This is a genomic window from Kineococcus rugosus, from assembly GCF_050871975.1.
GTDB lineage: Bacteria > Actinomycetota > Actinomycetes > Actinomycetales > Kineococcaceae > Kineococcus.
The window spans coordinates 23,484-46,286 of sequence record NZ_JBJLSJ010000013.1 but is presented as its reverse complement, the minus strand read 5'-3'; the positions used below and the strand labels follow the sequence as shown (position 1 = coordinate 46,286).

The 22,803-nt window shown below is 76.2% G+C and carries 27 protein-coding genes and 1 tRNA gene; 13 read left to right on the top strand and 15 right to left on the bottom strand.

The genetic code is table 11. The features are described 5' to 3' along the window. Window positions 1-81: 81 nt before the first annotated feature. Window positions 82-1,050 carry a LysR family transcriptional regulator gene (locus ACRYM6_RS09345; RefSeq protein WP_432542590.1) on the bottom strand — a complete coding sequence of 323 codons (969 nt, stop codon included), beginning with the start codon at window positions 1,048-1,050 and terminating at the stop codon, window positions 82-84. Window positions 1,051-1,211: 161 nt separating this feature from the next. On the opposite strand from ACRYM6_RS09345, the gene ACRYM6_RS09340 reads away from it, so the two are divergent. Then, entirely contained in the window at window positions 1,212-1,703 is a 492-nt protein-coding gene (locus ACRYM6_RS09340) for a hypothetical protein (protein ID WP_432542589.1), read from the top strand. A 25-nt stretch (window positions 1,704-1,728) separates the two neighbouring features. On the opposite strand, the gene ACRYM6_RS09335 is transcribed toward ACRYM6_RS09340, so the two are convergent. From ACRYM6_RS09335 to ACRYM6_RS09325, 3 genes are all read right to left on the bottom strand, one after another. Continuing rightward, entirely contained in the window at window positions 1,729-2,328 is a 600-nt protein-coding gene (locus ACRYM6_RS09335) for a hypothetical protein (RefSeq protein ID WP_432542588.1), read from the bottom strand. Further along, a complete protein-coding gene (locus ACRYM6_RS09330) occupies window positions 2,325-2,972 on the bottom strand; it encodes an RNA polymerase sigma factor (protein ID WP_432542587.1) in 648 nt (215 codons plus the stop codon). The genes ACRYM6_RS09335 and ACRYM6_RS09330 overlap by 4 nt, the downstream gene beginning before the upstream one ends. A gap of 80 nt (window positions 2,973-3,052) precedes the next feature. Next, on the bottom strand, window positions 3,053-3,421 hold the full coding sequence (locus ACRYM6_RS09325; protein ID WP_432542586.1) for a winged helix-turn-helix transcriptional regulator: 369 nt from the start codon (window positions 3,419-3,421) through the stop codon (window positions 3,053-3,055). A 114-nt stretch (window positions 3,422-3,535) separates the two neighbouring features. Here ACRYM6_RS09325 and ACRYM6_RS09320 point away from each other — a divergent pair, with 114 nt between their 5' ends. From ACRYM6_RS09320 to ACRYM6_RS09310, 3 genes are all read left to right on the top strand, one after another. Then, complete coding sequence (locus ACRYM6_RS09320; RefSeq protein WP_432542585.1) at window positions 3,536-3,946, top strand: RidA family protein; 411 nt, start codon at window positions 3,536-3,538, stop codon at window positions 3,944-3,946. 64 nt (window positions 3,947-4,010) lie between these two features. Continuing rightward, window positions 4,011-4,535 carry a GNAT family N-acetyltransferase gene (locus ACRYM6_RS09315; protein ID WP_432542584.1) on the top strand — a complete coding sequence of 175 codons (525 nt, stop codon included), beginning with the start codon at window positions 4,011-4,013 and terminating at the stop codon, window positions 4,533-4,535. Between the two features lie 43 nt (window positions 4,536-4,578). Next, the gene (locus ACRYM6_RS09310) at window positions 4,579-4,950 is read left to right on the top strand and encodes a DUF427 domain-containing protein (protein WP_432542583.1); all 372 of its coding nucleotides are present in this window, start codon (window positions 4,579-4,581) and stop codon (window positions 4,948-4,950) included. Between the two features lie 10 nt (window positions 4,951-4,960). Here the strand turns inward: ACRYM6_RS09310 and ACRYM6_RS09305 are convergent, their stop codons facing one another. From ACRYM6_RS09305 to ACRYM6_RS09295, 3 genes are all read right to left on the bottom strand, one after another. Beyond that, complete coding sequence (locus ACRYM6_RS09305) at window positions 4,961-6,757, bottom strand: glycoside hydrolase family 15 protein (RefSeq protein ID WP_432542582.1); 1,797 nt, start codon at window positions 6,755-6,757, stop codon at window positions 4,961-4,963. 55 nt (window positions 6,758-6,812) lie between these two features. Then, window positions 6,813-7,085, bottom strand: coding sequence for a hypothetical protein (locus tag ACRYM6_RS09300; RefSeq protein ID WP_432542581.1), 273 nt, complete (start codon window positions 7,083-7,085; stop codon window positions 6,813-6,815). Between the two features lie 451 nt (window positions 7,086-7,536). Next, entirely contained in the window at window positions 7,537-8,052 is a 516-nt protein-coding gene (locus tag ACRYM6_RS09295; RefSeq protein ID WP_432542580.1) for a GNAT family N-acetyltransferase, read from the bottom strand. A 114-nt stretch (window positions 8,053-8,166) separates the two neighbouring features. Between ACRYM6_RS09295 and ACRYM6_RS09290 the strand changes: the two genes are divergently transcribed. Further along, window positions 8,167-8,838, top strand: coding sequence for a DAK2 domain-containing protein (locus ACRYM6_RS09290; RefSeq protein ID WP_432542579.1), 672 nt, complete (start codon window positions 8,167-8,169; stop codon window positions 8,836-8,838). 88 nt (window positions 8,839-8,926) lie between these two features. Continuing rightward, on the top strand, window positions 8,927-9,538 hold the full coding sequence (locus ACRYM6_RS09285) for a YceI family protein (RefSeq protein ID WP_432542674.1): 612 nt from the start codon (window positions 8,927-8,929) through the stop codon (window positions 9,536-9,538). Window positions 9,539-9,556: 18 nt separating this feature from the next. Here the strand turns inward: ACRYM6_RS09285 and ACRYM6_RS09280 are convergent, their stop codons facing one another. Beyond that, a complete protein-coding gene (locus ACRYM6_RS09280; protein WP_432542578.1) occupies window positions 9,557-10,678 on the bottom strand; it encodes a lycopene cyclase family protein in 1,122 nt (373 codons plus the stop codon). Window positions 10,679-10,708: 30 nt separating this feature from the next. Here ACRYM6_RS09280 and mscL point away from each other — a divergent pair, with 30 nt between their 5' ends. Both mscL and ACRYM6_RS09270 read left to right on the top strand, forming a co-directional pair. After that, on the top strand, window positions 10,709-11,143 hold the full coding sequence (gene mscL, locus ACRYM6_RS09275) for a large conductance mechanosensitive channel protein MscL (protein ID WP_432542577.1): 435 nt from the start codon (window positions 10,709-10,711) through the stop codon (window positions 11,141-11,143). Window positions 11,144-11,250: 107 nt separating this feature from the next. Then, window positions 11,251-11,553, top strand: a complete 303-nt coding sequence (locus tag ACRYM6_RS09270) for a hypothetical protein (protein WP_432542576.1) — start codon at window positions 11,251-11,253, stop codon at window positions 11,551-11,553. On the opposite strand, the gene ACRYM6_RS09265 is transcribed toward ACRYM6_RS09270, so the two are convergent. The 5 genes from ACRYM6_RS09265 to ACRYM6_RS09245 all read right to left on the bottom strand — a co-directional run bounded on the left by ACRYM6_RS09265 (window position 11,520) and on the right by ACRYM6_RS09245 (window position 17,143). Further along, complete coding sequence (locus ACRYM6_RS09265; protein ID WP_432542575.1) at window positions 11,520-13,721, bottom strand: putative bifunctional diguanylate cyclase/phosphodiesterase; 2,202 nt, start codon at window positions 13,719-13,721, stop codon at window positions 11,520-11,522. The genes ACRYM6_RS09270 and ACRYM6_RS09265 overlap by 34 nt on opposite strands. A 71-nt stretch (window positions 13,722-13,792) precedes the next feature. Beyond that, window positions 13,793-15,454, bottom strand: a complete 1,662-nt coding sequence (locus ACRYM6_RS09260; protein WP_432542574.1) for a P-loop domain-containing protein — start codon at window positions 15,452-15,454, stop codon at window positions 13,793-13,795. A gap of 43 nt (window positions 15,455-15,497) precedes the next feature. After that, entirely contained in the window at window positions 15,498-16,328 is an 831-nt protein-coding gene (locus tag ACRYM6_RS09255; RefSeq protein WP_432542573.1) for an SDR family oxidoreductase, read from the bottom strand. A gap of 17 nt (window positions 16,329-16,345) precedes the next feature. Further along, window positions 16,346-16,969, bottom strand: a complete 624-nt coding sequence (locus ACRYM6_RS09250) for a CG0192-related protein (protein WP_432542572.1) — start codon at window positions 16,967-16,969, stop codon at window positions 16,346-16,348. A 9-nt stretch (window positions 16,970-16,978) separates the two neighbouring features. Then, entirely contained in the window at window positions 16,979-17,143 is a 165-nt protein-coding gene (locus ACRYM6_RS09245) for a hypothetical protein (protein ID WP_432542571.1), read from the bottom strand. 145 nt (window positions 17,144-17,288) lie between these two features. Between ACRYM6_RS09245 and ACRYM6_RS09240 the strand changes: the two genes are divergently transcribed. Both ACRYM6_RS09240 and ACRYM6_RS09235 read left to right on the top strand, forming a co-directional pair. Further along, window positions 17,289-18,071, top strand: a complete 783-nt coding sequence (locus ACRYM6_RS09240; protein WP_432542570.1) for a sensor domain-containing protein — start codon at window positions 17,289-17,291, stop codon at window positions 18,069-18,071. Then, the gene (locus ACRYM6_RS09235) at window positions 18,061-18,564 is read left to right on the top strand and encodes a SigE family RNA polymerase sigma factor (protein WP_432542569.1); all 504 of its coding nucleotides are present in this window, start codon (window positions 18,061-18,063) and stop codon (window positions 18,562-18,564) included. The genes ACRYM6_RS09240 and ACRYM6_RS09235 overlap by 11 nt, the downstream gene beginning before the upstream one ends. 139 nt (window positions 18,565-18,703) lie before the next feature. Here the strand turns inward: ACRYM6_RS09235 and ACRYM6_RS09230 are convergent, their stop codons facing one another. After that, on the bottom strand, window positions 18,704-19,621 hold the full coding sequence (locus ACRYM6_RS09230) for an aminoglycoside phosphotransferase family protein (protein ID WP_432542568.1): 918 nt from the start codon (window positions 19,619-19,621) through the stop codon (window positions 18,704-18,706). Window positions 19,622-20,173: 552 nt separating this feature from the next. Between ACRYM6_RS09230 and ACRYM6_RS09225 the strand changes: the two genes are divergently transcribed. After that, complete coding sequence (locus ACRYM6_RS09225; protein WP_432542567.1) at window positions 20,174-21,274, top strand: GGDEF domain-containing protein; 1,101 nt, start codon at window positions 20,174-20,176, stop codon at window positions 21,272-21,274. Between the two features lie 99 nt (window positions 21,275-21,373). On the opposite strand, the gene ACRYM6_RS09220 is transcribed toward ACRYM6_RS09225, so the two are convergent. Further along, window positions 21,374-21,457 (bottom strand) — tRNA-Leu (locus ACRYM6_RS09220). 145 nt (window positions 21,458-21,602) lie between these two features. Between ACRYM6_RS09220 and ACRYM6_RS09215 the strand changes: the two genes are divergently transcribed. Beyond that, window positions 21,603-22,307 carry an FhaA domain-containing protein gene (locus ACRYM6_RS09215; protein WP_432542566.1) on the top strand — a complete coding sequence of 235 codons (705 nt, stop codon included), beginning with the start codon at window positions 21,603-21,605 and terminating at the stop codon, window positions 22,305-22,307. Between the two features lie 13 nt (window positions 22,308-22,320). Next, a complete protein-coding gene (locus ACRYM6_RS09210; protein WP_432542565.1) occupies window positions 22,321-22,803 on the top strand; it encodes an FHA domain-containing protein FhaB/FipA in 483 nt (160 codons plus the stop codon).

Here is a 22,803-nt window from a genome sequence, read left to right as displayed (position 1 = left end):
CCGCGCACCGGCGGGGCGGGTGGGCGCACGAGCCACCCACCCCGCCCGGCGGTGCGGGGCGAGGACGTGGACCGGCCGCTGTCACCGCTCGTCCCCGGGGGTGGCCCGGTCCGCGTCGAGGAACGCCCGGTCCGCCGCCGGCACCCAGACCCCGGGGCCCGGACGAGGGGCCGGCGCGGTGAAACCCATCCCGGCCAGGACCGCCGAGACGGTGCCGGCGGGCAGGTCGGCGCGCCACAGCAGCGACCAGGGGAACACCGGGGTGGGGTCCACGACGGGGACGGTGCGCATGCGCGGGTCCGGCAGGCGCATGGCCTCGCCGATGAGCGAGGGCGCGCAGACGCCGGTCGTGACGTCCTCGGCCCACTGCTGGAAGCCGAAGGTGGAGCCCGTGGTGTCCAGGTCGATGCCGGCGACCGCGCACAGCTCGGAGGCGTAGCCGCGCCACTCCAGCGGCGCGGCGGCCATCGGGAACCACAGGCGCTGCCCGGCCAGCCGGCGCAGCGGGAGCTGATCGAACCGCGCCCACCGGTGGTCCTCGGGGACGAGGACCGCGAGGGGTTCCAGCAGCACCGGCCGGCGACGGACCCCCGCGGGCCACGGGGACGGGACCGCGCCGCAGCGGCCGAAGGCCAGGTCCGCGCCGCCCGAGCGCACCAGGTGCTCGGCCGTCGTCTCCACCGGTCGGTGCACGACGTCGAGGGGCAGGCCGTGCGCGCGGTCGGCCCGGCGCACCCAGGCCGTCGGGGCGAGGTCGGTGCCCATCACGTCCACGCGGAGCCGCCCGGCGCGGCCCCGGGCGGGGTCGAGGCGCTCCACCGCGGCGAGGACCTCGCGCGCGGCGGGGAGGGCGTCCTGCCCCGCCGCGGTCAGGCGGATCCGGCGCCGGTCGCCGCGGTCCACCAGCAGCACGCCCAGTTCGCCCTCCAGCCGCCGGATGCGCTTGGACAGCGCCTGCTGGGTCAGGCCCAGCCGGGTGGCCGCGCGGCCGAAGTGCGGGTCGTCGGCGAGGACGACCAGCGCGCGCAGGAGCCCGGTGTCGACGTCCACCCCCCGAACGAACCCCGACGACCACCGGTTGTCAACGGTGGCGGGAGTTGTTGGACCCCGCCCTGCCCGCGCCGGTCCACTCGGACGTGCGCCCGGCGAACCCCGTGGGAGCACCGCACCTCGACCGCTGTCCGCCGCGACGCCGCCCGGGAGGCCACCCGATGCACCCGACCCTGATCGCCCTCCACGCCGCCTCCGCCACCGTGGCCCTGGTCGCGGGCCTGGCCGCGTTCCGGCGCCCCGCCTGCCTCGGGGCGCACGCGGTGGGGACCGTGCTGATGAGCCTCACCCTGGCCGGGGCCCTGTGGGTGGGGCGGGGAGGCGGCACGCCCGTCCTGGACGTGGTGTTCCCGGCCCTGCTCGTCCTGGCCCTGGTCATGAGCTACCGCGGCGTCCGGGCCTGGCAGCAGCGCCCACCCGCCGGCGAGGGCGCGTCCGCCGGGTGCGTCGCCGCGGTCGGGTTCAACTGCATCAGCCTGGTCACCGGGCTGCTGGCCGTCGCCGCGGTGCGCACCGGCTGGGGCCCGGTCGCCGTCGTGGTCGCCGGCGTCCTGCCCACCCTCGTCGGCCGCGTCCCCCTCGGCCGCGCCGTGCGCGCCAGGCAGCGGCCGCCGCGGGTGGACGCCCGGACCGCGGTCCCGCCGCACCGCTGACGCCGCTGCCCCGGTCGCACCGCGGTCAGCTCGACACGACCTGCTCGCCGGCGCGGGCGGCGCGGCCGATGGAGACCTCGCCGGCGCCGCTGAACCCGGCCGACACCTGCACCGCCGTGGCGCACGGCGCCCCGCCGGCGGTGACGCACCCCGGCCGCGGGGCGACGGCCTCGATGGTCCCCCGCGCGGGGTCCGAGGCCGTCATCACCACCGTCCCCACCAGCTCCGGTGCCGCCGGGACCAGCGTCACCCGGATGTCCAGGCCCCGCTGGGCGAACGCCGCGCTCATCGCCTCCGCGGACGCCCCCGGGTCGGTGATCTCCGCGAGCAGCGCACCACCGCCCCCGTCGGCGCTGAACGTCACCCCGGCCGCGGCCACCGCGGGACCGGCCGGGGTCCCCGGCTCCCCCGGACCGAGCACGACCGCTGCGGCCACCGCTCCCGCCGCGGCCGCACCCACCGCCAGGCGCCGGACGACCGGCCGGCTCGGCAGCGGGGGCGACCACCGCCGGGCGGGGCCGGTCGCGGCGACCTCGGTCTGCAGCCACCGACGGGTCAGGGCCTCACGCCCGGGATCCACCGGTGGGGTGCGGAAGGGCAGCTGCTCCGTCGGTCGCGTGGTCATCGGGTCTCCTGCGCGGTGTGCGGGGTGCGCCGGTCGGCGGCGCCGGGGACGGGCCCGGGAGCGGGGGCCCCCCTGCCGGGTGGTGCGCTGCGGGTCAGGTGCCGCAGCCGGGCGCGGGCCCGGGACAGCCGGGAGCGGACGGTGCCGATTGGCACGCCCAGCGCGACGGAGGCGGCGGCGTAGTCCAGGCCCTGCCCCGCGCACACGGCCAGCACGTCCTGGTCGTTCGGTGACAGCCGGGCGAAGGCGTGGCGGGCCGCGGCCAGGTCACCGTCCAGGTCCAGGCGCTCGGCGACGAGGTCGGCGTGGTCGGGGCTGGTCAGCTCACGCGGCACGCGGGCCAGGGCGGCGCGGTGGCGGCGGGTGGTGCGCCAGCGGTGGCGGACCGTCCGGCCGGCCACGGCCAGGAACCACGGCAGCAGGCTGGTGCCGTGCAGCTCGACCTCCTCGCGGCGACGCCACGCCTCGAGGAAGACGATGGAGGTCAGGTCCTCGGCGTCGGTCAGGGAGCCGGTGCGCTGGTGGCAGTAGGAGCGCACGGCGTGGTGGTGGCGGGTGAAGAGCTCGCCGAAGCCGTCGACGTCACCGGCGGCGGCGCGTCGCCACAGCTCGTCGTCACCGGTGGCGGTGGTCGTGTCGTCCACGGGGGTCACACCCTCCCATGGCCGCACCGGCGACCTGGTTCCACCTCGTCCCCGGGCTGCGGCCGTCCCGCGCCGGGGCCCTACTCCTCGAAGCGGGCGCGGGCCGCCTCCACCTCGGGCAGGTGCTCGGTGGTCCAGCGCAGCAGCGCGTCGACCGGCTCGCGCAGCGTCTTGCCGAGGGCGGTGATGCGGTACTCCACCGCCACCGGTCGCGAGCTGACGACGGTGCGCTCCACGACACCGTTGCGTTCCAGCCGGCGCAGGGTCGCGGTGAGGGACTTCCCCGTCACCGCCGGGATCGCGCGCCGCAGTTCGCTGAACCGCGACGGCCGTTCGCACAGCTCCTCCAGGACCTGCAGGGACCACCGGTCCAGGACCTGCGCGAGCAGTTCCCGGTGCGGAGGGGCGATGTCGAGGGCCCCGGGGTGGAGGTGGGTGGTTTCCGGCACGACACCTAGTCTCGTTGAAGTTCCCTGCGAACACCAGGTAGCAAGGGGATACCGACCGGACGTGCCGGACCGGCCGTCCAGGACCCCGACACCCGCAGACCCAGGGAGCCCTCCGTGACCGTGCAGCTGTTCAGCCCCGACGGCCTCATGCAGCCCGTCCCGTACCACCACGTCGCCGTCGCCACCGGCACCCGCCACGTCCACGTCGCCGGCCAGATCGCGCGCGACGCGCAGGGACGGCCCGTGGCCCCCGGCGACCTCGCCGGGCAGGTCGCCCACGCCCTGAGGAACACCGGCGCCGCCCTGCGCGCCGCCGGCGCCGGCTTCGACGACGTCGTCCGCCTCACCTTCTACGTCACCGGCTGGAGCCCGGAGAAGATCGGGGAGTTCACGGCCGGCGTCGAGCAGGTCGCCGCGGAACTGGGCCTGCCCCGGCCGCTGCCGCCGGCCTCCCTGATCGGGGTGGACTTCCTGTTCGAGCCAGACGTCCTCGTCGAGGTCGAGGCGACCGCCGTCACCGACTGAGCCGCCCCGCCGGCCGGGCGGGAACCCCGTGGCGGACCGCGGCCCGGACTGCTGGGATCGTCGGGTGCTGATCCGGCCCGAGTCCCCCGCCGACCACGACGCGGTCCGCGCCGTCCACCGCAGCGCGTTCGGCGACGACGGCGACCACGTCGCCGCCCTCGCCGACGCGCTGCGCCCCGGACACCCGGCGTCCCTGGTCGCCGAGGTCGACGGGACCGTCGTCGGGCACGTCATGGTCGGCCGGAACCTGCTGGACGCCCCGCCCCGGCTGGTGGACGTGGGCGTCCTGTCGCCGCTGGGGGTGCTGCCCGGGTTCCAGCGCCGCGGCGCGGGGACGGCGCTGGTCGCCGCCGCGCAGGAGGCGGCGCGCGGACGCGGGTGGCCGGCGCTGTTCGTCGAGGGCGACCCCGCGTACTACTCCCGGCGGGGTTTCCGGCCCGGCGGTGAGCTGGGTTTCCGGCGGCCGTCGCTGCGGATCCCGCCCGCCGCGTTCGGGGTGGTGCTGCTCGACGGGTACGAGGAGTGGATGACCGGCACGCTCGTCCACGACCGGGTGTTCTGGGACCTCGACGCGGTGGGGTTGCGCTGAGCCGCGCGGGAAGACGCGGACCGCGGCCGGGGTTGCGACGGGCGTGACGACCCGAGAGCACCGCGAACCCGGCCCCGACCACCCGATCACGGTCACCCCGACGGACGGCGAGGTGGTCGTGCGCGTCGGTGACGTCGTCGTGGCCCGCACGTCGTCGGCGCTGACCCTGCGGGAGTCGACGTACCCGCCCGTCCAGTACGTCCCGCTCGCCGACGTCGGCGAGGGGTTCCTGCGGCCGACGGGCACGCGCACCTGGTGCCCGTACAAGGGCGAGGCGTCGTACTGGACGCTCACCGCCGGTGGCCGGGAGCTGCCCGACAGCGCGTGGGGTTACCCCGACGCCGCACCGGCCGTGGCGCCCATCGCCGGCCACGTCGCGTTCTACCCCGACCGGGTGGACGTGTCCGTCGGCTGAACCGGCCGGTTCAGCCCTCGTGCGCCTCGACGTCGTCGCTGCGCTCGCCGCCTCCGTCGGTGAGGTGGTGCGCGGCGACGACGAGCGGGAAGTGGCTGAACGCCTGCGGGAAGTTCCCCAGCTGCCTGCGGGACACCGGGTCGTACTCCTCGGCGAGCAGGCCGACGTCGTTGCGCAGCGACAGCAGCCGCTCGAACAGCTCGCGCGCCTGCGCGGTGCGGCCGATGCCGTGCAGGGCGTCGACCAGCCAGAACGAGCAGGCCAGGAACACGCCCTCCGAGCCGGGGAGACCGTCCGCCGATTCCTCGGTGCGGTAGCGCATCACGAGCCCGTCCTGGGTCAGGTCGCGCTGGATCGCCTCCACCGTGGCGACGACCCGCGGGTCGTCGAAGGGCAGGAAACCCACGCGCGGGATGAGCAGCAGGCTCGCGTCGAGGTTGTCCGACCCGTAGGACTGGGTGAACGTCCCGGTGGTGGGCGAGATGCCGTGGGCCAGGACGTCGGCGCGGATCTCGTCGCGCACCCGGCGCCAGCGCTGCACGGGGCCGGGCAGGCCGAACTCCTCGACGCTGCGGACCATGCGGTCGGCCGCGACCCAGGCCATCACCTTGGAGTGGGTGAAGTGCCGGCGGGGCCCGCGCATCTCCCACAACCCGTTGTCGGGTTCCTGCCAGCGGGCCTCCAGGTGGTGCATGAGCGCCTTCTGCAGGTTCCAGGAGTCGTCCTCGCGCTCCAGGCCGGCCTGGCGGGCCAGGAACAGGCTGTCGAGCACCTCCCCCCACACGTCGAGCTGGAGCTGGCCGGCGGCCTCGTTGCCGATGCGCACCGGGGAGGAACCCTCGTACCCCTTGAGCCAGGGCAGTTCCATCTCCGGCAGCCGCCGGGCGCCGTCGAGGCCGTACATGATCTGCAGGTCGCCGGGGTCGCCGGCCACGGTCCGCAGCAGCCAGTCGCGCCAGGCCCCGGCCTCCTCGACGTGGCCCGAGAGCAGCATCGCCTGCAGGGTGTAGGTCGCGTCGCGCAGCCAGCAGTAGCGGTAGTCCCAGTTGCGGGTCCCGCCGAGCTCCTCGGGCAGCGAGGTGGTGACCGCGGCCACTATCCCCCCCGTGGGGGCGTAGGTCATGGCCTTGAGGACGACGAGGGAGCGGGTGACCGCCTCCTCCCACCGGCCCTCGACGGTGTCCGTGCGGTTCCACTCGTCCCAGAACTCGACGGTGTCCTGCAGGGCGTGGAAGGCGTCGGGGCGGTGCGGCATCGCCTCGTGGCTCTTGCCCCAGGTCAGGACGAACGGCACCTTCTCGCCCTCGCGGACGACGAAGTCGGAGACGGAGGTGAGGTCGCGGCCCTGGATGTCCACGGTGCTCCAGAACCACACCGAGTCCGGTCCGGCGACCGCTTCGAGCTCGTCCCCGCGCCGGCGGACCCACGGCACGATCGACCCGTAGTCGAAGCGGAGGGCCAGCTCGGAGCTCATGCGGACCTCGCCCTCGAGGCCCTCGACGATGCGGATGACGTCGGGGTGGTTGCCGCGCGGCGGCATGAAGTCGGTGACCCGGACGGTGCCGTCGGGGGTGTCCCACTCGGTCTCCAGGACGAGCGAGCTGCCGCGGTAGCGGCGGCGGCTGCAGGACGCCCCGCCGCTGGGGCCGAGCCGCCAGTGCCCCGCGTCCGGCGTGTCCAGCAGGGCCGCGAAGCACGCCGGGGAGTCGAACCGGGGGAAGCAGAGCCAGTCGATCGACCCCGTGCGGTCGATCAGCGCAGCGGTGTGCAGATCACCGATGAGCGCGTAGTCCTCGATCCGAGCCATGCCCCCATCGTGCCCCGCTCCGGGCCCCGTTCGCGCCAGGGGGCCGCGGGGCGTGTCAGCGCAGGTGGCCGGCGCTGATCGAGCGGAGGTGACCGGTGCTGACGGAGCGCAGGTGGCCGGTGCTCACGGCGCGCAGGTGGCCGGTGCCGGCCGAGCGCAGGTGGCCGTCGGTCTTGGGGGTGGTGGCGGAGCCCTTGGTGGTGGTGACCTTCACCGCGACCTTGGTGGCGGGCGCGGCGGCCGCCGAGGCGGCCGGGGCGAGCGCGGCGCCGCCGAGGAGCATCGCGCCGGCGAGGACGACGGCGGCGAGCGAACGGGGCTTCGTCACGGTGGGACTCCTTCTCGATCGATCGTCGAGACGGAGCGTCACCGACACATCGAACATCGGCGGTCATTCCAGCACGCTTGAGCAGCAAATAGGTAGTCTAGAAACTACGCTGCGTAATCATCTAGAGATCCGCGAAGGCCTGGTCCGGGGCCGTCAGCCCCCGGGAGCGCGCCGCGCCGACGTCGCCCCCGGACAGCACCGCACCGACCCGCGGCCGGTGCGCAGGCCCCCCGACGGCTCCAGGACGACCTTCAGCACGTCGAACGCCCGCACCACCGCTGTCGGCAGCCCGCCGCCGCCGACAGCACGACGGCCTGCGCGGAGTTCCCCGGGGAGTGCGCCAGGAACTCCGCGGCAGTTCCCCGGCGGGCGACCGCGACACCACGTCGTGCGCGCCGCGGAACGTGAACGCCACGACCCGCTGGAGGTTCCCGGCGTCCGGGAGGTCGCGTCACCGGCCGCGTTCGCCGAACGCCACGCGCATCTCCAGTTCCCGCCGGGTCGGGTCGAGGCCGTAGGGGGTCCGGACGCCGGTGTCGACGAAACCCCGGCGGCGGTAGAACGCCTGCGCGCGGTGGTTGTCCTCGTGGACGTGCAGCGACAACCCGGTCGCGCCGGGACGGCTTGCGGCCCAACGCAGGACGTCCGTCAGCAACCGGTCCGCCAGACCCCCGCCGCGGTGCGCGGGGTCGACGAAGACGGACACCAGGAACAACCCCCGCACGGGGTCGGTGAACACCCCCATCGTCCCCACCCAGCGGTCCGTCGGCACCTCGACCGCGACGACGGTCCGGCTGCCCGGGGCGCGCATCCGCCGGCACCGCTCGCGCCACACCTCCTCGGTGTGGCCGCGGGCGGTCGCGAGGGTCTCGGCGAAGGCGTGCGGGGTGTCGGCGAGCATGCGCAGCCGCAGGTCGCGCCAGCGTTCCCAGTCGGCCTCGGTGGGCGTGCGCAGCACCACGGTCACGCCGTCACCCTACGTCTGGCGATCACCCGGACCCCGTGCGACGCTCCTCGGGACGGGGCTCGGCGTCGGCCCCGTCGGCGATGACGTTCCTCGACGATGAGGTGGTGGTGGGCCGTGAGGCGACGAGTGACCACGACGACGCACGGGGGTGCGGCGGCCCCGGCCGGCGCGGGGACCCCGGTCCTGGACGAGCTGGAACTGCGCGAGGCCGGGCGCCGCGTCGCACCGCTGGCCGGGACGCGGGCCGCCGACCTGGACCTGCGCCGGGTGCTGACCTGGTGGCGGGGTTTCGAGCACCAGCTGCGCACCCGGACCGTCGAGCTGCACGGGCTGGGGGCGGAGATGGAGCGGGGCGCGAGCGCGGTCGACGAGATCCTGCGCCAGCGCGAGCCGCACCGGGCCGGGGACGTCTTCGAGGCCGTCGCGGCGGGCTTCACCGCGGCCGCGGGGGTTCCGGCGCTGCTGGCGCCGTGGTTCACCGAGCTCGCCCGCACCTGCCGGGACGGGGTGGGCACGCACCAGCTGGCGGAGGCGGTGCGCGGGGGCCTGGTCGCGGTCCAGCGGGCCGGGGCGCCCTCGCCGGGGGCGGGGTCGCTCGTGGACGCGCTGGCCCCGGCGGCCGAGGCGCTGGAGGGCGCGGACGTGGCGGGGGTGCCCGCGGTCGCGGCGCTGCACGCGGCGTACCGGGCGGCGGCGAACGGGACCCGGCACACCGTCGTGGACGGCGTGGTGGACCCCGGCGCCCTGGTCGTCACGTGGTTCTTCGAGCGGGGGACGGTCGTCTGACCGGCCCGACGAGGTAGTTGCACTTTGAAGGACTTCGGCGTACCTTCGTGGTGAGCAGTTGAAGCTGCAAACATCTACGGAGGACACCATGGGCTGGTTCGGCGGCAGGACGAAGAACGAGGACACCACCACCATCACGCGCACCCCGGGCGCGCTGCCCGCGGTCCCCGGGTACCGGACCGGCACCTGGACGATCGACGCCAGCCACTCCGAGATCTCCTTCACCGTGCGCCACATGGCCGTCAGCAAGGTCCGCGGCCGCCTCGGCACCGTCTCGGGCCAGATCGTCACCAGCGACGAGCCCGGCGCCTCCTCCGTGACCGCCGAGGTCGACGTCACCACCATCACCACCTTCAACGAGCAGCGCGACGGCCACCTCAAGAGCGGTGACTTCTTCGAGGTCGAGACCCACCCGCACGCCTCGTTCCGCTCCACCTCCCTGCACCACGACGGCGACGACTTCGTCCTGACCGGCGACCTCACCCTCAAGGGCGTCACCCGGCCCGTCACCCTCACCGTCGAGGTCTCCGGGTTCGGCCCGGACGCCTACGGCGGCACCCGCGCCGGTTTCTCCGCCAAGGGCCAGATCAACCGCCGCGACTTCGGCGTCGAGTTCGACGCCCGCCTCGACAACGGCGGCCTCGTCGTGTCCGACAAGGTCGACCTGGAACTCGACATCGAGGCCGTCCTGGACGTCTGACCGCCCCACCCCCGGCGGTCACCGCGGGGGGTGGGGGGCGCCGGCCAGGGCGGCGACCGCGCGGAGCATGTCCGCCCGCGGCGCCGTCGCCATCAGCGCCAGGTCCTGCGCCGGCGACGTCGACCCGTCGAGGAACCCCAGCACCCGGTGGACCGGGTTGCGGCGGAACAGGTCCACGAAGAACCCCGCCCCCAGCCGCCCGTCCGCCATCCCCCGCAGCACCACCGCGTCCATCAGCAGGTGCCGGCGCCGGTGCGGGGCCGGCAGCGTCAGCGGGCCGGGCAGCTGCGCGACGAGGGCGTCGGCCTGCCGCTGCAGCGTGCTGAACGAGTACCCCGTCGAGGGCCGCACCGACCCCGCGCCCGCGCCCCACCGCAGGACCCCCGGCGACGGCGACGGCGGGAACCGCGCGTCCGTCATCGGGATCACCCCGGTCTCGCTCGCCACCACCTCGTGCGCCCCGATGCCCGCCCGCGAGGCGTACTCCCCCAGCCGGTCCCGGTACTGCGCCGCGGTCAGCAGGTCGGCGGAGAACTCCGTGTACTCCACCAGCGCCTCCGTCGCCGACGTCGGCAGCACGTAGCCGAACGCCACGCCCCCCGCCGGCTGCGGCGTCCGGAAGTCCATCAGGGTCGCCGTGCGGACGTCGAACGTCGGGACCGCCGTCCGGACCCGGTGCCCCAGGAAGTGCTGCCGCAGCAGCGTCCGCCCGGTCACCGGGACCGGCACCGGCCGCGTGTCGACCGCCGGGGCCGGCGGCACCCCCGTCAGGACCCGCTCGTGGACGGGCACCCCCGCCCGGTCCAGCCGCTCGCGCACCGCCCGGTCCAGGTCCACCGAGGACAGGCTCCGGTAGCGCCACGACCCCAGCTCCGCCGTCACCTCCGCACCGTCGGGGGCGACCACCCGGATCCGCGGCCAGCTCGCCGCGACCAGGTGCCCGAACGGGCCCGGCCCCCCCGGCCCCCACGTGCTCCAGGTGCGCTCGGGACTGCGCTCGCGGGCCCCCGCGGGCGCCTCGACGACCTCGAACGGGACCCCCGCCGCCACCAGCCGCCACGCCAGGCTCGCGCCCGCCGCGCCGAGGCCGACGATCGTCAGCCTGGCTCCCCCGTGATCCCTGCCCCTAGGGTCGGTCACGTCGTCACCGGCCACGGGAGGGGAACGGACGTGAAGCTCGTCAACGGTTTCAAGGACTTCGTCCTGCGCGGGAACGTCATCGACCTCGCGGTCGCGGTGGTCATCGGGGCCGCCTTCTCGGGGATCATCAACTCGGTCGTGGACGGGCTCATCAACCCGATCATCGCGGCCATCGGGGGCGCCCCCAACCTGGACGGCGCGTGGGTGCTGAAACTGCGCGAGGTCGACGGGAAGGTCGTCGGCATCCAGTTCGGCACGATCGTGGGCGCCGTCCTGAACTTCCTCATCATCGCCGCGGCCGTCTACTTCCTCATCGTCACGCCCGTGAACCGGCTGCTGGCCCTGCGCAGGAAGGGCGAGGTCGAGGCGCCCAAGGCGCCCGGCGAGGACGTCCTGCTGCTCACCGAGATCCGCGACCTGCTCGCGCGGCAGACCGGCGGCACCACCCGCACCCTCGACACCTGAGCCACACCCGGCTCCGAGGCGTTCCCGGGCGGGTTCACAGCGACGGCGCCGACCGTCGTGGGGCACCGTCCGCCGGGGACGGTGCCCACCGCGCCCGAGGAGCCCCCGTGAGCAACGCCGTCACCCCGCCCGTCCCCGCCCGCGCGACGTGGTGGCAGCGGCCGGTCGTCGCGATCGCGGCCGTCGTCGCCGTCACCGGCCTGACCGGCGGGGTCGCGTACGCGGCGACCCGCGGCGACACCGCCGGGTCCGGTCAGCAGGAGGCGCGGTTCCCCGGCGGCGGGCAGTTCCCCGGCGGCCAGGGCCCCGGCGGCCAGGGCCCCGGCGGTGGCCAGGGCCCCGCCCAGCAGGACCGGACCACGACCGGCGGGCCCGGTCAGACCTCCCGCGACTCCGCGCCCACCACCTGAGCCGGCTGCGCGGCCAGCCACCGGGCGAACTCCTCCGGCGGCAGCGGCCGCGCGTGCAGGTACCCCTGCGACTCGTCCACGTCCAGGCCGCCGAGCAGCGCGCGGGTCTCCTCGTCCTCCACGCCCTCGGCCACGACCCGCAGCCCCAGCCGGTGCGCCAGGGCCACCGTGGCCTCCACGACGTCGGCCGTGCGCGGCTCGGACAGCACCCGCGCCGTGAACGCTCGGTCCAGCTTCAGCTCCGTCGCGGGCAGGTCCGTCAGGTACGCCAGCGAGGAGTACCCCGTCCCGTAGTCGTCGATGCTCACCTGCACCCCGCGACGGGTCAGGCCGTGCGCGACGGCCAGCGCCAGGTCCGGGTCGGCCATGAGCGTGGTCTCGGTGACCTCCAGCACGAGGCGGCCCGCGGCCAGGCCGTGGCGGGCCAGCACGCCGTCGACCACGCCCAGCAGGTCGGGGTGGGCCAGGCTGCTGGCCGAGACGTTCACCGAGACCCGCAGCGGCACCCCCCGGTGCGACCACGCGGCGGCCCCGGCGGCCGCGCGGTCCAGCACGTGGCCCGTGAGGCGGTCCATCAGGCCCTGCTCCTCGACGAGGTCCAGGAACGTCAGCGGCGGCAGCAGGCCCCGGCCGGGGTGCTGCCAGCGGACGAGGGCCTCGACGCCCACGACGCGGCCCGACGCGACGTCGACCTGCGGCTGGTAGTGCAGGACGACCTCGCGGGCCGTGCGCTCCTCGTCGGCCAGCAGGCGGCGGACGTCGGCGGCCAGGCCGGCGCGGTCCCGCAGCCGGGCGTCGACGTCGTGGTCGTAGAGGCTGACGCCGCCACCGGCGGTCTTCGCCGTGTACATGGCCGTGTCGGCCTGCCGCAGCAGCCGGTCGGGGTCCAGGGCGCCGGCGGGCGTGGAGCGGACCCCGACGGACAGGCCGATCTGGACGTCGGCGACGACCGCGGCGTGCAGGGCGCGCCCGATCCGCACGGCCTGCTCCTCGTCGCGGTCCGGCAGCAGGACGGCGAACTCGTCCCCGCCGATGCGGGTCGTCACCGCGTCGGCGGGCAGCACCCGGCGGGCGGTGGCGACGACGCCGCGCAGCAGCTCGTCCCCGGCGTGGTGGCCCTGGCGGTCGTTGACCTCCTTGAAGCGGTCGACGTCCAGGAGCAGCATCGCGGCGTGGCGCCCCTGCCCGGCGAGGTCGTCCAGGACGCGCAGCAGGGCCCGCCGGTTGCCGACGCCGGTGAGCTCGTCGGTGAGGGCCAGGCGGCGGGACTCGGCCAGGTGGGCCAGTTCCCGGACGAGGCGGGCGGCGCGGACGCCGGTGGCCAGGACCGCGGTGCCCGCGTACAGGGTCGCGGCCCAGCCGCCGCGGTGGTCGTCGACGGTGAGGATCGCGATCGCGGCGACCAGGACGGCGATCGACCCGACGACGGGGACCTGGGTGGTGGTGGGGGCGGGCGCGGCGCGGCCGGGCAGGGTGGAGGTGAAGGCGATGACGAGGCAGGCCAGGGTCCACCCGGCCTGGGCCTGCAGGGCGTCGACGACGCTGTCCCGGATCGTCGCGCTGAGCACCACGAGCCCGCCGAGGCAGCCCACGACGATCCACAGGCGGCCGTCGCGGGCCAGCCCGCCGACGGCGGCGACGGTCAGGGCGGTGCCGAGGAGGGTGATCAGGGCCGCGACGATCAGCAGCCACAGGTGGACCCCGTGCGCGGGCCACGTGGCGGGCAGGAACCCCCACCGCTGCTGGGCGAGCAGGCCCGCAGCGCCCAGGACGAGGGCGGCGCTGACGCCGTTGAGCCAGTCGCCGGTGTCGGTGACGTAGGTGCGGTACCGGTTCCAGCGCACGAGCGCCCCGTACACCAGCGGGGCCGCGACCAGCACCGAGACCGCGACGACCACCCCCGGCCGCAGGCCGGTGAGCAGGTTCGCCAGCGGCCCGGCCGACAGGACCGCGACGGCGGCGGTCCACCAGCGCCAGGCGGGGCTCTCGTGCTCGAGGCGGTGGCGGCCGCTGCGCAGCAGGACGGCCAGCGCGGTGAGCTGCCCGCCGCAGAGCAGGACCTCGACGGTGCGCGCGGAGGCGCCGGGCAGGAGGGCCGCGGCGACCGCCAGCACCCCGAGGGCGACCGCGGCGCCGCGAGCGCGGGAGCGGCTCGGGTGGGCAGGCACTCCCGGGTCATCGGCCGCGGGGGCTGGGGACTGGCTGGGCCGAACGGGTCGGCGGACCGGCCGGGGGGCCGTCACCGCAGCTCCGGCACCCGCAGCGCCCGCAGCCGGTTCAGCGCGGCGGCGACCTCGTGGCGGCGGGGGACGGCCACGTCGGCGGGCGAGCCACCGGTCCAGCCGGCGACGGGGCCGGCGAGGTCGGCGTCGAGGAGGTCGAGGACCTCCGGCAGCGCGCGGCGGCCGTCGAGGTGACCGGCGGCGACGGCGTGGTCGAGGGCCAGGCCCGCGCCGGTGACCTGACCGGCGTCGGTGAACTGCCGGACGGCGCGGACGTCGACGTCGTGCTCGCCGAAGCGGAGGGTGTCGGTGCCGACGGCGGAGACCCGCCGCTTGCCCCTGGCGGTGGCGTCGACGCTGCCCGGGGCGGGGACGCGGGCGCGGACGGCGGGGAACGTGCCGGCCTCGGCGACCCGGCCGGTGGGGCGGGCCGCGACCTCGCGGGCGCGGGCGGTGACGTCGCTGCACCGGTAGGAGTCCAGGAGCAGCACCCGGTCGGCGACGTCGAGGTAGTCGCCGGAGGACCCCACGACCAGGACGGTGGAGACGCCGTGGTCGTCGGCCAGGGAGCGCACCAGGTCGACGAACGGGTTGAGCGGTTCGGACGCCTTGGCGACGAGCTCCTGCATGCGGGCGTCGCGGACCATGAGGTTCGTGGCGGCGGTGTCCTCGTCGACGAGCAGCAGCCGCGCCCCCGCCTCCAGCGCCTCCACGGTCGCGGCGGCCTGCGAGGTGGACCCGGAGGCGTCGGCGGTGGAGAAATCGCGGGGGTCCAGGCCGCCGGGCAGGCCGGTGACGAAGGCGCCGACGTCGACGCGGGTCACGGCCCGGCCGTCCTCGGCGCGCAGCGCGGCCGCGCTCGGGTCGGTGACGACCAGGTCCCGGCCGTCGCCGGGCACGTGGTCGTGGACCCCGGCCTCCAGCGCCCGCAGCAGCGTCGACTTCCCGTGGAACCCGCCGCCGACGACGACCGTGACGCCCGTCGGGACGCCCATCCCGGCGACGCGGCCGCGGTGCGGGAGGTCGACCTCGACGCGCAGCGAGGGCGGGGAGGCGAACGGCACCGCGCCGGGCATCGGGCGGTCGTCGACACCGCTGGCGCGCGGCAGGACGGAACCGTCGGCGACGAAGGCGACGAGCCCGAGGCGGGGCAGCTGCGCGCGCAGGTGGGCGGCGTCCTCGACGGCGTCGGCGAACGCGCGGGCCGCGTCGAGGTCGACGCCGAGGACGTGGTCGCGCACGAGGGCGGGCAGGTCGCGGGTGAGGTCGACGGCGGCGTCGTACCCGTCGATGCGGCGGCGCGGCCCGGGCAGGTGGTACCCCAGCCGCAGCACCGCCGAGCCGTCCTCGGCGACCTCGAAGCTGCTGCGCTGCAGCACTTCCTGCCCACCGGCGTCGATGCGGAACGGGCTGGGCGCGGCGGCGGCGGAGCGGGCGAGGAACCCGGCGAGGGCGCGGCGGCGCACGGGGCGGGTCAGGTCGAGGGCCGCGAACGGGGTCCGCGCGCAGGTGACGTCCCACCGCGACGGCGGGGCGTAGGGGTCGGCCTGGCCGTGCCGCATCGTGGCCGCGACGCCCTCGCCGCCCCCGCCGAGCGGCCAGGCGCGGCCCGTCAGGGAGCGGTAGCGGGCGTAGGGGGCCCCGTCGAGGCGTTGCAGCGTCTCGCGCAGTTCCGGCACCGGAGCAGGGTAAGCGCGGCCCGGGCGGAGGGGGCGCGGCCGTTCACCGCCCGGCCAGGACGTCCTCCAGCGTCCGCGCCGGACGCCCGGTGACGGTCCGGACGACGTCGGTCACGACGTCCAGCTCCCCGGCGGCGATGGCGGTGTACGTGCTGACCCACCCGTCGACCACCCACGCCGGCGCCCCGGACCCGGCGCGGGACGCGTACGCCTCCTCGACGGTCTCCTCCACGTAGCGGCACGGCCTGCCGTGGAACGTCGCCAGGCGGGCGGCGACCTCGGCCAGGGTCAGGCTCTCCGGCCCGGTCAGGTCGTAGCTGCGGCCCGCGTGGCTCTCGTCGAGCAGCGCCGCGAGCGCCACCTCGGCCACGTCGGCGCGCGCCACGGCGGCCAGCCGCCCGGTGCCGGCCGGTCCGCGCAGCGCGCCGTCGGTGACGAAGTCGGGCAGCACGTCGAGGTAGAAGGAGTCGCGCAGGAACGTCGTCTCGAAGCGCGCCGACGTCAGCAGCTCCTCGGTCGCGGCGTGGTCGCGGGCGAACGTGAACGTGGCCGTCGGGGACGCGCCGAGGAACGAGGTGTAGACGACGCGGCGCACGCCCGCGGCGGCGGCGGCCTCCACGACCGTGCGGTGCTGGGCGAGCCGGTCGGCGTGCTCGGCGGCGGACACCAGCAGCAGGACGTCGGCGCCGTCGAGGGCGTGCCGCAGGGCCTCGCCGTCGTCGTAGGCGGCGGGGCGCACGTCGGCCCCGTCGAGGTCGGGCGCGCGGCCCGGGTCGCGCACGACGAGGCGTTGCGGGACGCCGGCGGCGGCCAGCCCGCGGGCGACCCGCCCCCCGATGCGGCCGGTGGCGCCGGTGACGGCGATGAGACCCATGCCGCCACCCTGCACCGTCAGGGCGCGGTGAGCACCGCGAGGACGGCCGGTTCGTCGTCGGCCCACCGGCCGGTGAGGGTCTGGCCCGCCGGGGCCGCGCCCGCGCCGACGACGCGCAGGACGTGCAGCGTCCCGTGGCCGGTGCGGATCGTCGTCACCGCGCCCCCGGTGGAGACGGTGACGTCGGTGACCCGCGGGGAGTCGGCGTCGCGGCCGCTGCCGGACGCGGCCCCCTCCTTCGTGCCGGGCTCCAGGCGCCCGTCGACGGCGTTCAGCACGTCGGCCTCGGTCCCGCCGGTCGCGATGGTGCGGCGCAGCGTGTCCGCGTACACGGGGTCGGCGGTGGCGTCGTACACCCAGCGCCGGCCCAGCACCGAGTGGTCCATCTCGGTGAGGAGGTGCTCCCCGGCACCGGCCAGGGGGGCGCCGCGGTAGGTCAGCGGGACGTGCAGCACCCGGCCGCCGGTGCGCACCAGGATCGTCTCGACCCCCACCTCCCCGGCGGGGTCGTCGAACCGGAACCGGCCCGCGACGACGGCCTCGTCGCCGGGGGCGTACTCGCTCCACGGCTGCGACGGCAGCCACCCGGTGATCGCGTCGAGCTTGGACGGGGAGAGCTGGGCGTTGTGGATGACGGCCATGCCCGGAACCTACTGCGGCGGCCGGCCGTGGACGCGGCCGACGGGCAGCCGCACCGCGAGGCGCCGGTCGACGAGCTCGGCGACGGTCGGGTCGTCCTCGCGGGCGGCCACGGGCGACAGGTCGGCGTCCCCCTCGACGACGGCCCAGCTCCAGAGCAGCGGGTCACCGGTCATGGCGGGAAGGACCCGGGACGGGCCGGTTCCCTCCCCCGCCGTGCGGGAGGTTCGTGGAGGAGACGTGTAACAGGACCGGCGCCGGCGGCGTCCTCGGAGCAGTGCACGCTCGACGCGGGCCCCGACGGAGGAAGAGGTGAGGCGCGTGGACGACGACCCGCTCGTGGCGGCCCTGCGCCGGCGCGACCCGGCCGACCACCCGCTGGGCACGGAGCAGCTGCTCCGGGGCGCCCGGCGCCGGGCGGGCCGGATCCGGACGCGGCGGCGCGTCGGGATCGCGGTCCTCGCCCTCGCGCTCGTGGGGGTCCCGGTGGGGATCGGCGTCGGCGGGGGGCTGCCGGGGGGCGCCTCGCCGACGACGGTCGTGGCCGACCCCGCCCCCGCGGCCGTCCCCGTCGAGGCCGCGCAGATGCTGCCCGACAGCACCGTCGCCGTCGCCCTGCCGGGCGCCGTGCGCGGCGAGGACCGGGTGCAGGCCGCGAGCGCGGACGTCAACGGCGGGCTGTGCACCGACGTGCAGTTCACCGCGTCGCCGCTGCTGGGCGGGCGCACCCGGACGTGGGAGGTGGCCACGACCCGCGAGGCCGTGTCCCAGACGGTCCGCCGGTTCGACGGCCCCGGCGCCGTCGCGTACGTGCAGGCCGCCCGGGACCAGGCCGCGGCGTGCGCGGAGTCGGCCCCCGAGACCGGGGCGTGGACGCTCGTGGGGGACGGCAGCACCGGGCCGGACGACATCGTCACCGCGTGGGCGCTGGTGCAGGACTTCGACGCCGGCGGGTCCCTGTACCGGGTGCGGGGCGTCGTCGAACGCGACGGCGTGGTCGTCGACGTGTCCGCGGACCTGGTCCGCGCGAACCCCGACACGCTGTCCGCGGAGGTGGCCGACCTCGCGATCGGCGGGCTGGACGCGGTGCTCGGTGCGGACTGAGGCACGGCTGGGCTACGAGGAGTTCGTCGCGGCGCGCGGGCCCGCCCTGCAACGGCTGGCCCGCGGCCTGCTGCGCAACCCCGCCGACGCCGAGGACGTCGTGCAGGACGTCCTCGCGAAGGCGCTGCTGAAGTGGGGCCGCATCTCCGCCGCCGACGACCCCGTCGCGTACGTGAACCGGATGCTCGTCAACGAGAGCACCTCGTTCTGGCGGCGGGCGGTGCGCCGGGAGGACTCCACCGCCCCCGAGGACCTGCCCCCCACCGCGGCCGCCGACGCGAACCAGCGGTTCCTGGACCGCGACGCGCTGCTCGCGGCGGTGCGGACGCTGCCCGGCAAGCAGCGGTCCGTCGTCGCGCTGCGCTACCTCGACGAGATGGAGGACGAGCGCATCGCCGACGTCCTCGACATGTCCGTCGGGGCGGTGCGGGTCAACGCCAGCCGCGGGCTGGCGAAGCTGCGCGCGGCGATGCGGCTGCCGGTGGAGGTCTGAGGGCGGGGTCGACCGCCCGGCGGCCACGTCACCTCGCGAGGACGTCGGTGGTCACCGACGTCGCGCTCAGGCCGATCTGCGGTAAGTCGCTGGGCCGCCGTCGGTGGGCACTGACGTCGACTGCCGTCGTGCTCCCCGGTCAGTCCGGGTGCTGGCCGAGGACCCGGTGCAGCGCCCTGCGTCCCGCCGGACCCCACGCCGGCTTGCCACCAGGCAGTCCGCGCTCACCGTTCTGGCCCATCAGCAGCAGGAAGAGGCTCTTGAGCACAGCCAGTCCGCGGGCCCGTCGGATCATCGCTTCATCCGCCTGCCCGTACGCGGTGAAGAAACGGGCAGCCCCGCCAGCAGGCAACAGCACCCAGGCCGCCGCCAGGTCCACCGCCGGGTCGCCGGCGAACAGGTCACCGAAGTCGACGACCCCCGACAGCATCCCGTCGGCGACGACGACGTTCGCCGGGTGCAGATCGCCGTGCACCCACACCGGCGGCCCCTGCCACGCCGGTGCGGCCACGGCGTCGTCCCAGACGGCTCGAACACCGGCGAGGGCAGCACCGGCTGCGTCGGCGTCGAGGGAGGTGAGGAAGTGCTCGAAACCGTCGGCGCAGTCCCTGGGGTGCGCACCCCGGCCCGTGTCAACTGGCGCGTCTGCCGGGGCAGGGACGTGCAGGGCGCGCAGGAAGGCCGCCAGGACGTCGGCGGCGTGCTCGCCGCGGGTGATCGAGCCGCGGTCCAGCGGCACTCCGGGCACCCACGTCATGACCGTCCACAGCTTGGGGAACCGCTCACACGGCGCGCCGTCGCGTACCGGGACAGGGATGGGCAGCGGCAGGCGCGGAGCCAGCACCGGTAGCCAACGGCGCTCCTCGAGCTGGGAGGCGGGATCGGTGTCCATGCGCTGCACCCGCACGGCCAGCTGATCCCCCAGGCGCCACATCTGGTTGCCCCAGCCGCCCTGCACCTCGCGCAGGGGCAGCTCGGCCAGGTCCGGGTGCTGCTCGCTCAGCAGATCTCGGAGGAGGTCCGCGGCGATGCCCGTCTCGTCCTGGCTCCCGGTCATGCAGAGCAAGCTACGAAGTCCGCGCCGGTGGTGACCGCTGCGACACAGCCGTCTCACGCCGCCGCTGGACTCACCGCGCATGGCGCACTCGGCGCGGCGGTGACCTGACCCGAGACGCACGACGGCCGCCGGGCTCTTCGGCCCGGCGGCCGTGTGGTGGTCGATCCGGCAGTCGCCCCTCGGCGAGAGGCCGCTCGAAGCGGCTGGAGGTGAGGCCCGGGGACGTGCAGCGGAACGACCACCCCCTACGAGCAGGCGTCGGGCAGCAGCGTTCCCGGTGCCACCGTGTCCCCGCGCAGCCCGCCAGGCGCACGGTCGTCCCGCCCCGCGGGCGACGTCGCGGTCAGCCCGCTGACCAGGACGTCGTCGACCGCGTGGTCCCGTCGGTGACCGAGCGATCGCCTCGGCGCCGGCAGCGCCGGGACGGCGCTGGACGACCACGACGTCTCCCCCGGGCGTCCCCGCGGGACGGCGCGCCGGGGTCGACCCCTGCGCCGACCGGGGGCCGGGGCTGCAGTCGGCGCCCCCGGCTGCCGATGCGCTGACGTGGGAGTGAGCCGGGCAGGACGCGCGCGGGCGGCCGAGGCCGCCCCCGACGCGACCTCGGGCCGCGCCTCGCTGCGGGCCAGCGAGCTGTTCACCGTGCTGTGCGCCCCCGGCCTGCTGCTCCTGGCGCTGGGGGCCGTGTTCGTGGCGCCGCAGCTGCTGCACCCCGGCACGGCCGCCGTCGTCCTCCTCGGGGGCCTGCTGGCGCCCCCGGTCGCCGCCCTCGCCGTCCTGCGGCAGCGGCGCACCCGGCGCCCCCAGGGCTGGTGGTCGGTGTGGGCGACGTGCGTCCTGTCCGTCCTCACCCTCAGCATCAGCGACCCCGCGTTCCGGCAGACGGCGGTGATGTCGCTCGTCGTGGGTCCCCTCTACGCCGCCATGTTCACCAGCACCCGCGCGGTGCTGGGCCACCTGGCCCTGGCCCTCGCGGCCGGTTCCGCCATCGTCGCCGCGGTGCCGGGGGACGGGTTGGAGCGCGGGCTGCGGGTGGTGGCGGTGCAGATGGTGCTGGTGCTGAGCGTGGCCGGGCTGTTCGTCCTGCGCCGCCGCCTCGACGCCACGGTCGAGCAGCTGACCGCCGCGCGCGACCGGGCCGACCACCTCGCCGGGCACGACCCGCTGACGGGTCTGCTGAACCGGCGCGGGTTGCGGGCCGCGCTCACGGCGACCTCCGCCGACGGGACGGCGGCCGGGCTCGGCCCGACGGGCGCGGTGCTCCTCGACGTGGACCACTTCAAGAGCGTGAACGACACCCTCGGCCACGACGTCGGGGACGCGGTGCTGGCCCGGGTCGCGGCGGTCCTGACCGCGACCGTCCGCCCCACCGACCTCCTCGCCCGCATCGGCGGTGAGGAGTTCCTCCTGATCGCCACCACCTCCGACCTCGCGGAGGTGGCCGACCTCGGCGAGCGGCTGCGGGCGGCCGTCGCCGCGGACGGCGGGTACCCGCCGGTCACCGTCAGCGCCGGCGTGGCGTTCTGCCCCCCGGGCACGGCGGTGCCGTGCCTCGTGGAGGAGCTGCAGACCCGGGCTGACGAGCTGCTGTACCGGGCGAAGAGCACCGGCCGCAACCGCGTGTGCGTCCAGCCGCACCCGCTGAGGTCGTAGGTCCCGGACGCAGCACCGCGCCGCTGCGGGTCGTCACCCGGAGGACGACCCCGGAGACGACGAAGGCCCCGGTCAACCGACCGGGGCCTCCACCACACGTGCGCGAGGGGGGAGTTGAACCCCCACGCCCTTTCGGGCACACGGACCTGAACCGTGCGCGTCTGCCTATTCCGCCACTCGCGCGTGCTGAGAGCAACCGTACCAGCCCCGGAGGGGCCCTCACGCCACCTCCACGTCCGCGCACCCCGGCTCCACCGGCGGACGGGGGGTCCCCGGCTACGATTGCCGGGGCTGGGACGACCGGCGCGATCTTGGAGGGGGGCTCGACGTGGGAGTGCTCGACCGTTTCGAACGCGGCGTGGAGCGTGCCGTCAACGGGGTCTTCGCGCGCGCCTTCCGCAGCGAGGTGCAGCCCGTCGAGGTCGCCAGCGCGCTGCGCCGCGAGCTCGACGACCGCGCCGCGGTGCTCTCGCGGGGGCGCACGCTCGTGCCGAACAGCTTCATCGTGGAGCTCGGCCCCGCCGACCACGAGAAGATCGCGTCCTGGCAGGACACCCTCGCCGACGAGCTCGTCGCGGCCGTCACCCAGCACGCCGACAAGCAGCGGTACAGCTTCGTCGGCCCGGTGCGGGTGGCGTTCCACGAGTCCGACGACCTGGAGACGGGCGTGTTCCGGGTCCTGTCCTCCACCGTGCGGGGGCGCGTGGCGCCCGCCACGCCCCGCACGGACCAGGCCGGCCGGCCCCGGCTGGAGGTCGACGGCCGCGGGTACGTGCTCGCCGAGGCCGTCACGGTGCTCGGGCGCGGCTCGGACGCCGACGTCGTCCTGGACGACCCGGGCGTCTCGCGCCGGCACGCCGAGATCCGCGTGGCCCCCGGCGGCGCCCGCGTCTCCGACCTCAGCTCCACCAACGGCACGTTCGTCGACGGTGAGCGCGTCTCCTCCGTCGACCTCTACGACGGGGCCGTCATCACCGTGGGCCGCAGCAAGCTGGTGTTCCACGCGGCCCGGCGCGACGAGGGCTGGACGTGACGGGGCCGCGTCCGTGAGCGAACTGACCCTCACCGTCCTGCGGCTGGGCCTCCTCGTCGTCCTGTGGCTGTTCGTGCTGGCCATCGTGGGCGTCCTGCGCGCGGACCTGCTGGGCACCCGCGTCACGGCCCGCCGCACCGAGCGGGCCGCGGCCCGCACCCCGCGGGCCCCCGTGGAGGCCCCGCCGGAGCCGGCCCGCCGGCGCGCCACCCTCGTCGTGACGGAGGGGTCGCTGCGCGGCACGACCCTGGCGCTGGGGCAGGCCCCGGTCCTCATCGGCCGCGGCAGCGACTGCACCCTCGTCCTGGACGACGAGTACGCCTCCACCAAGCACGTCCGGATCACCCCGCAGCCCGGGGGCGACGGCTGGGTGGTGGAGGACCTGCAGTCCACCAACGGGTCCTTCCTCGGTCGTGACCGCCTCACCGCCCCCGCCCCCTTCGAGCCGGGGACGCCGCTGCGGATCGGCAAGACCGTGCTCGAGCTCCGGAGGTAG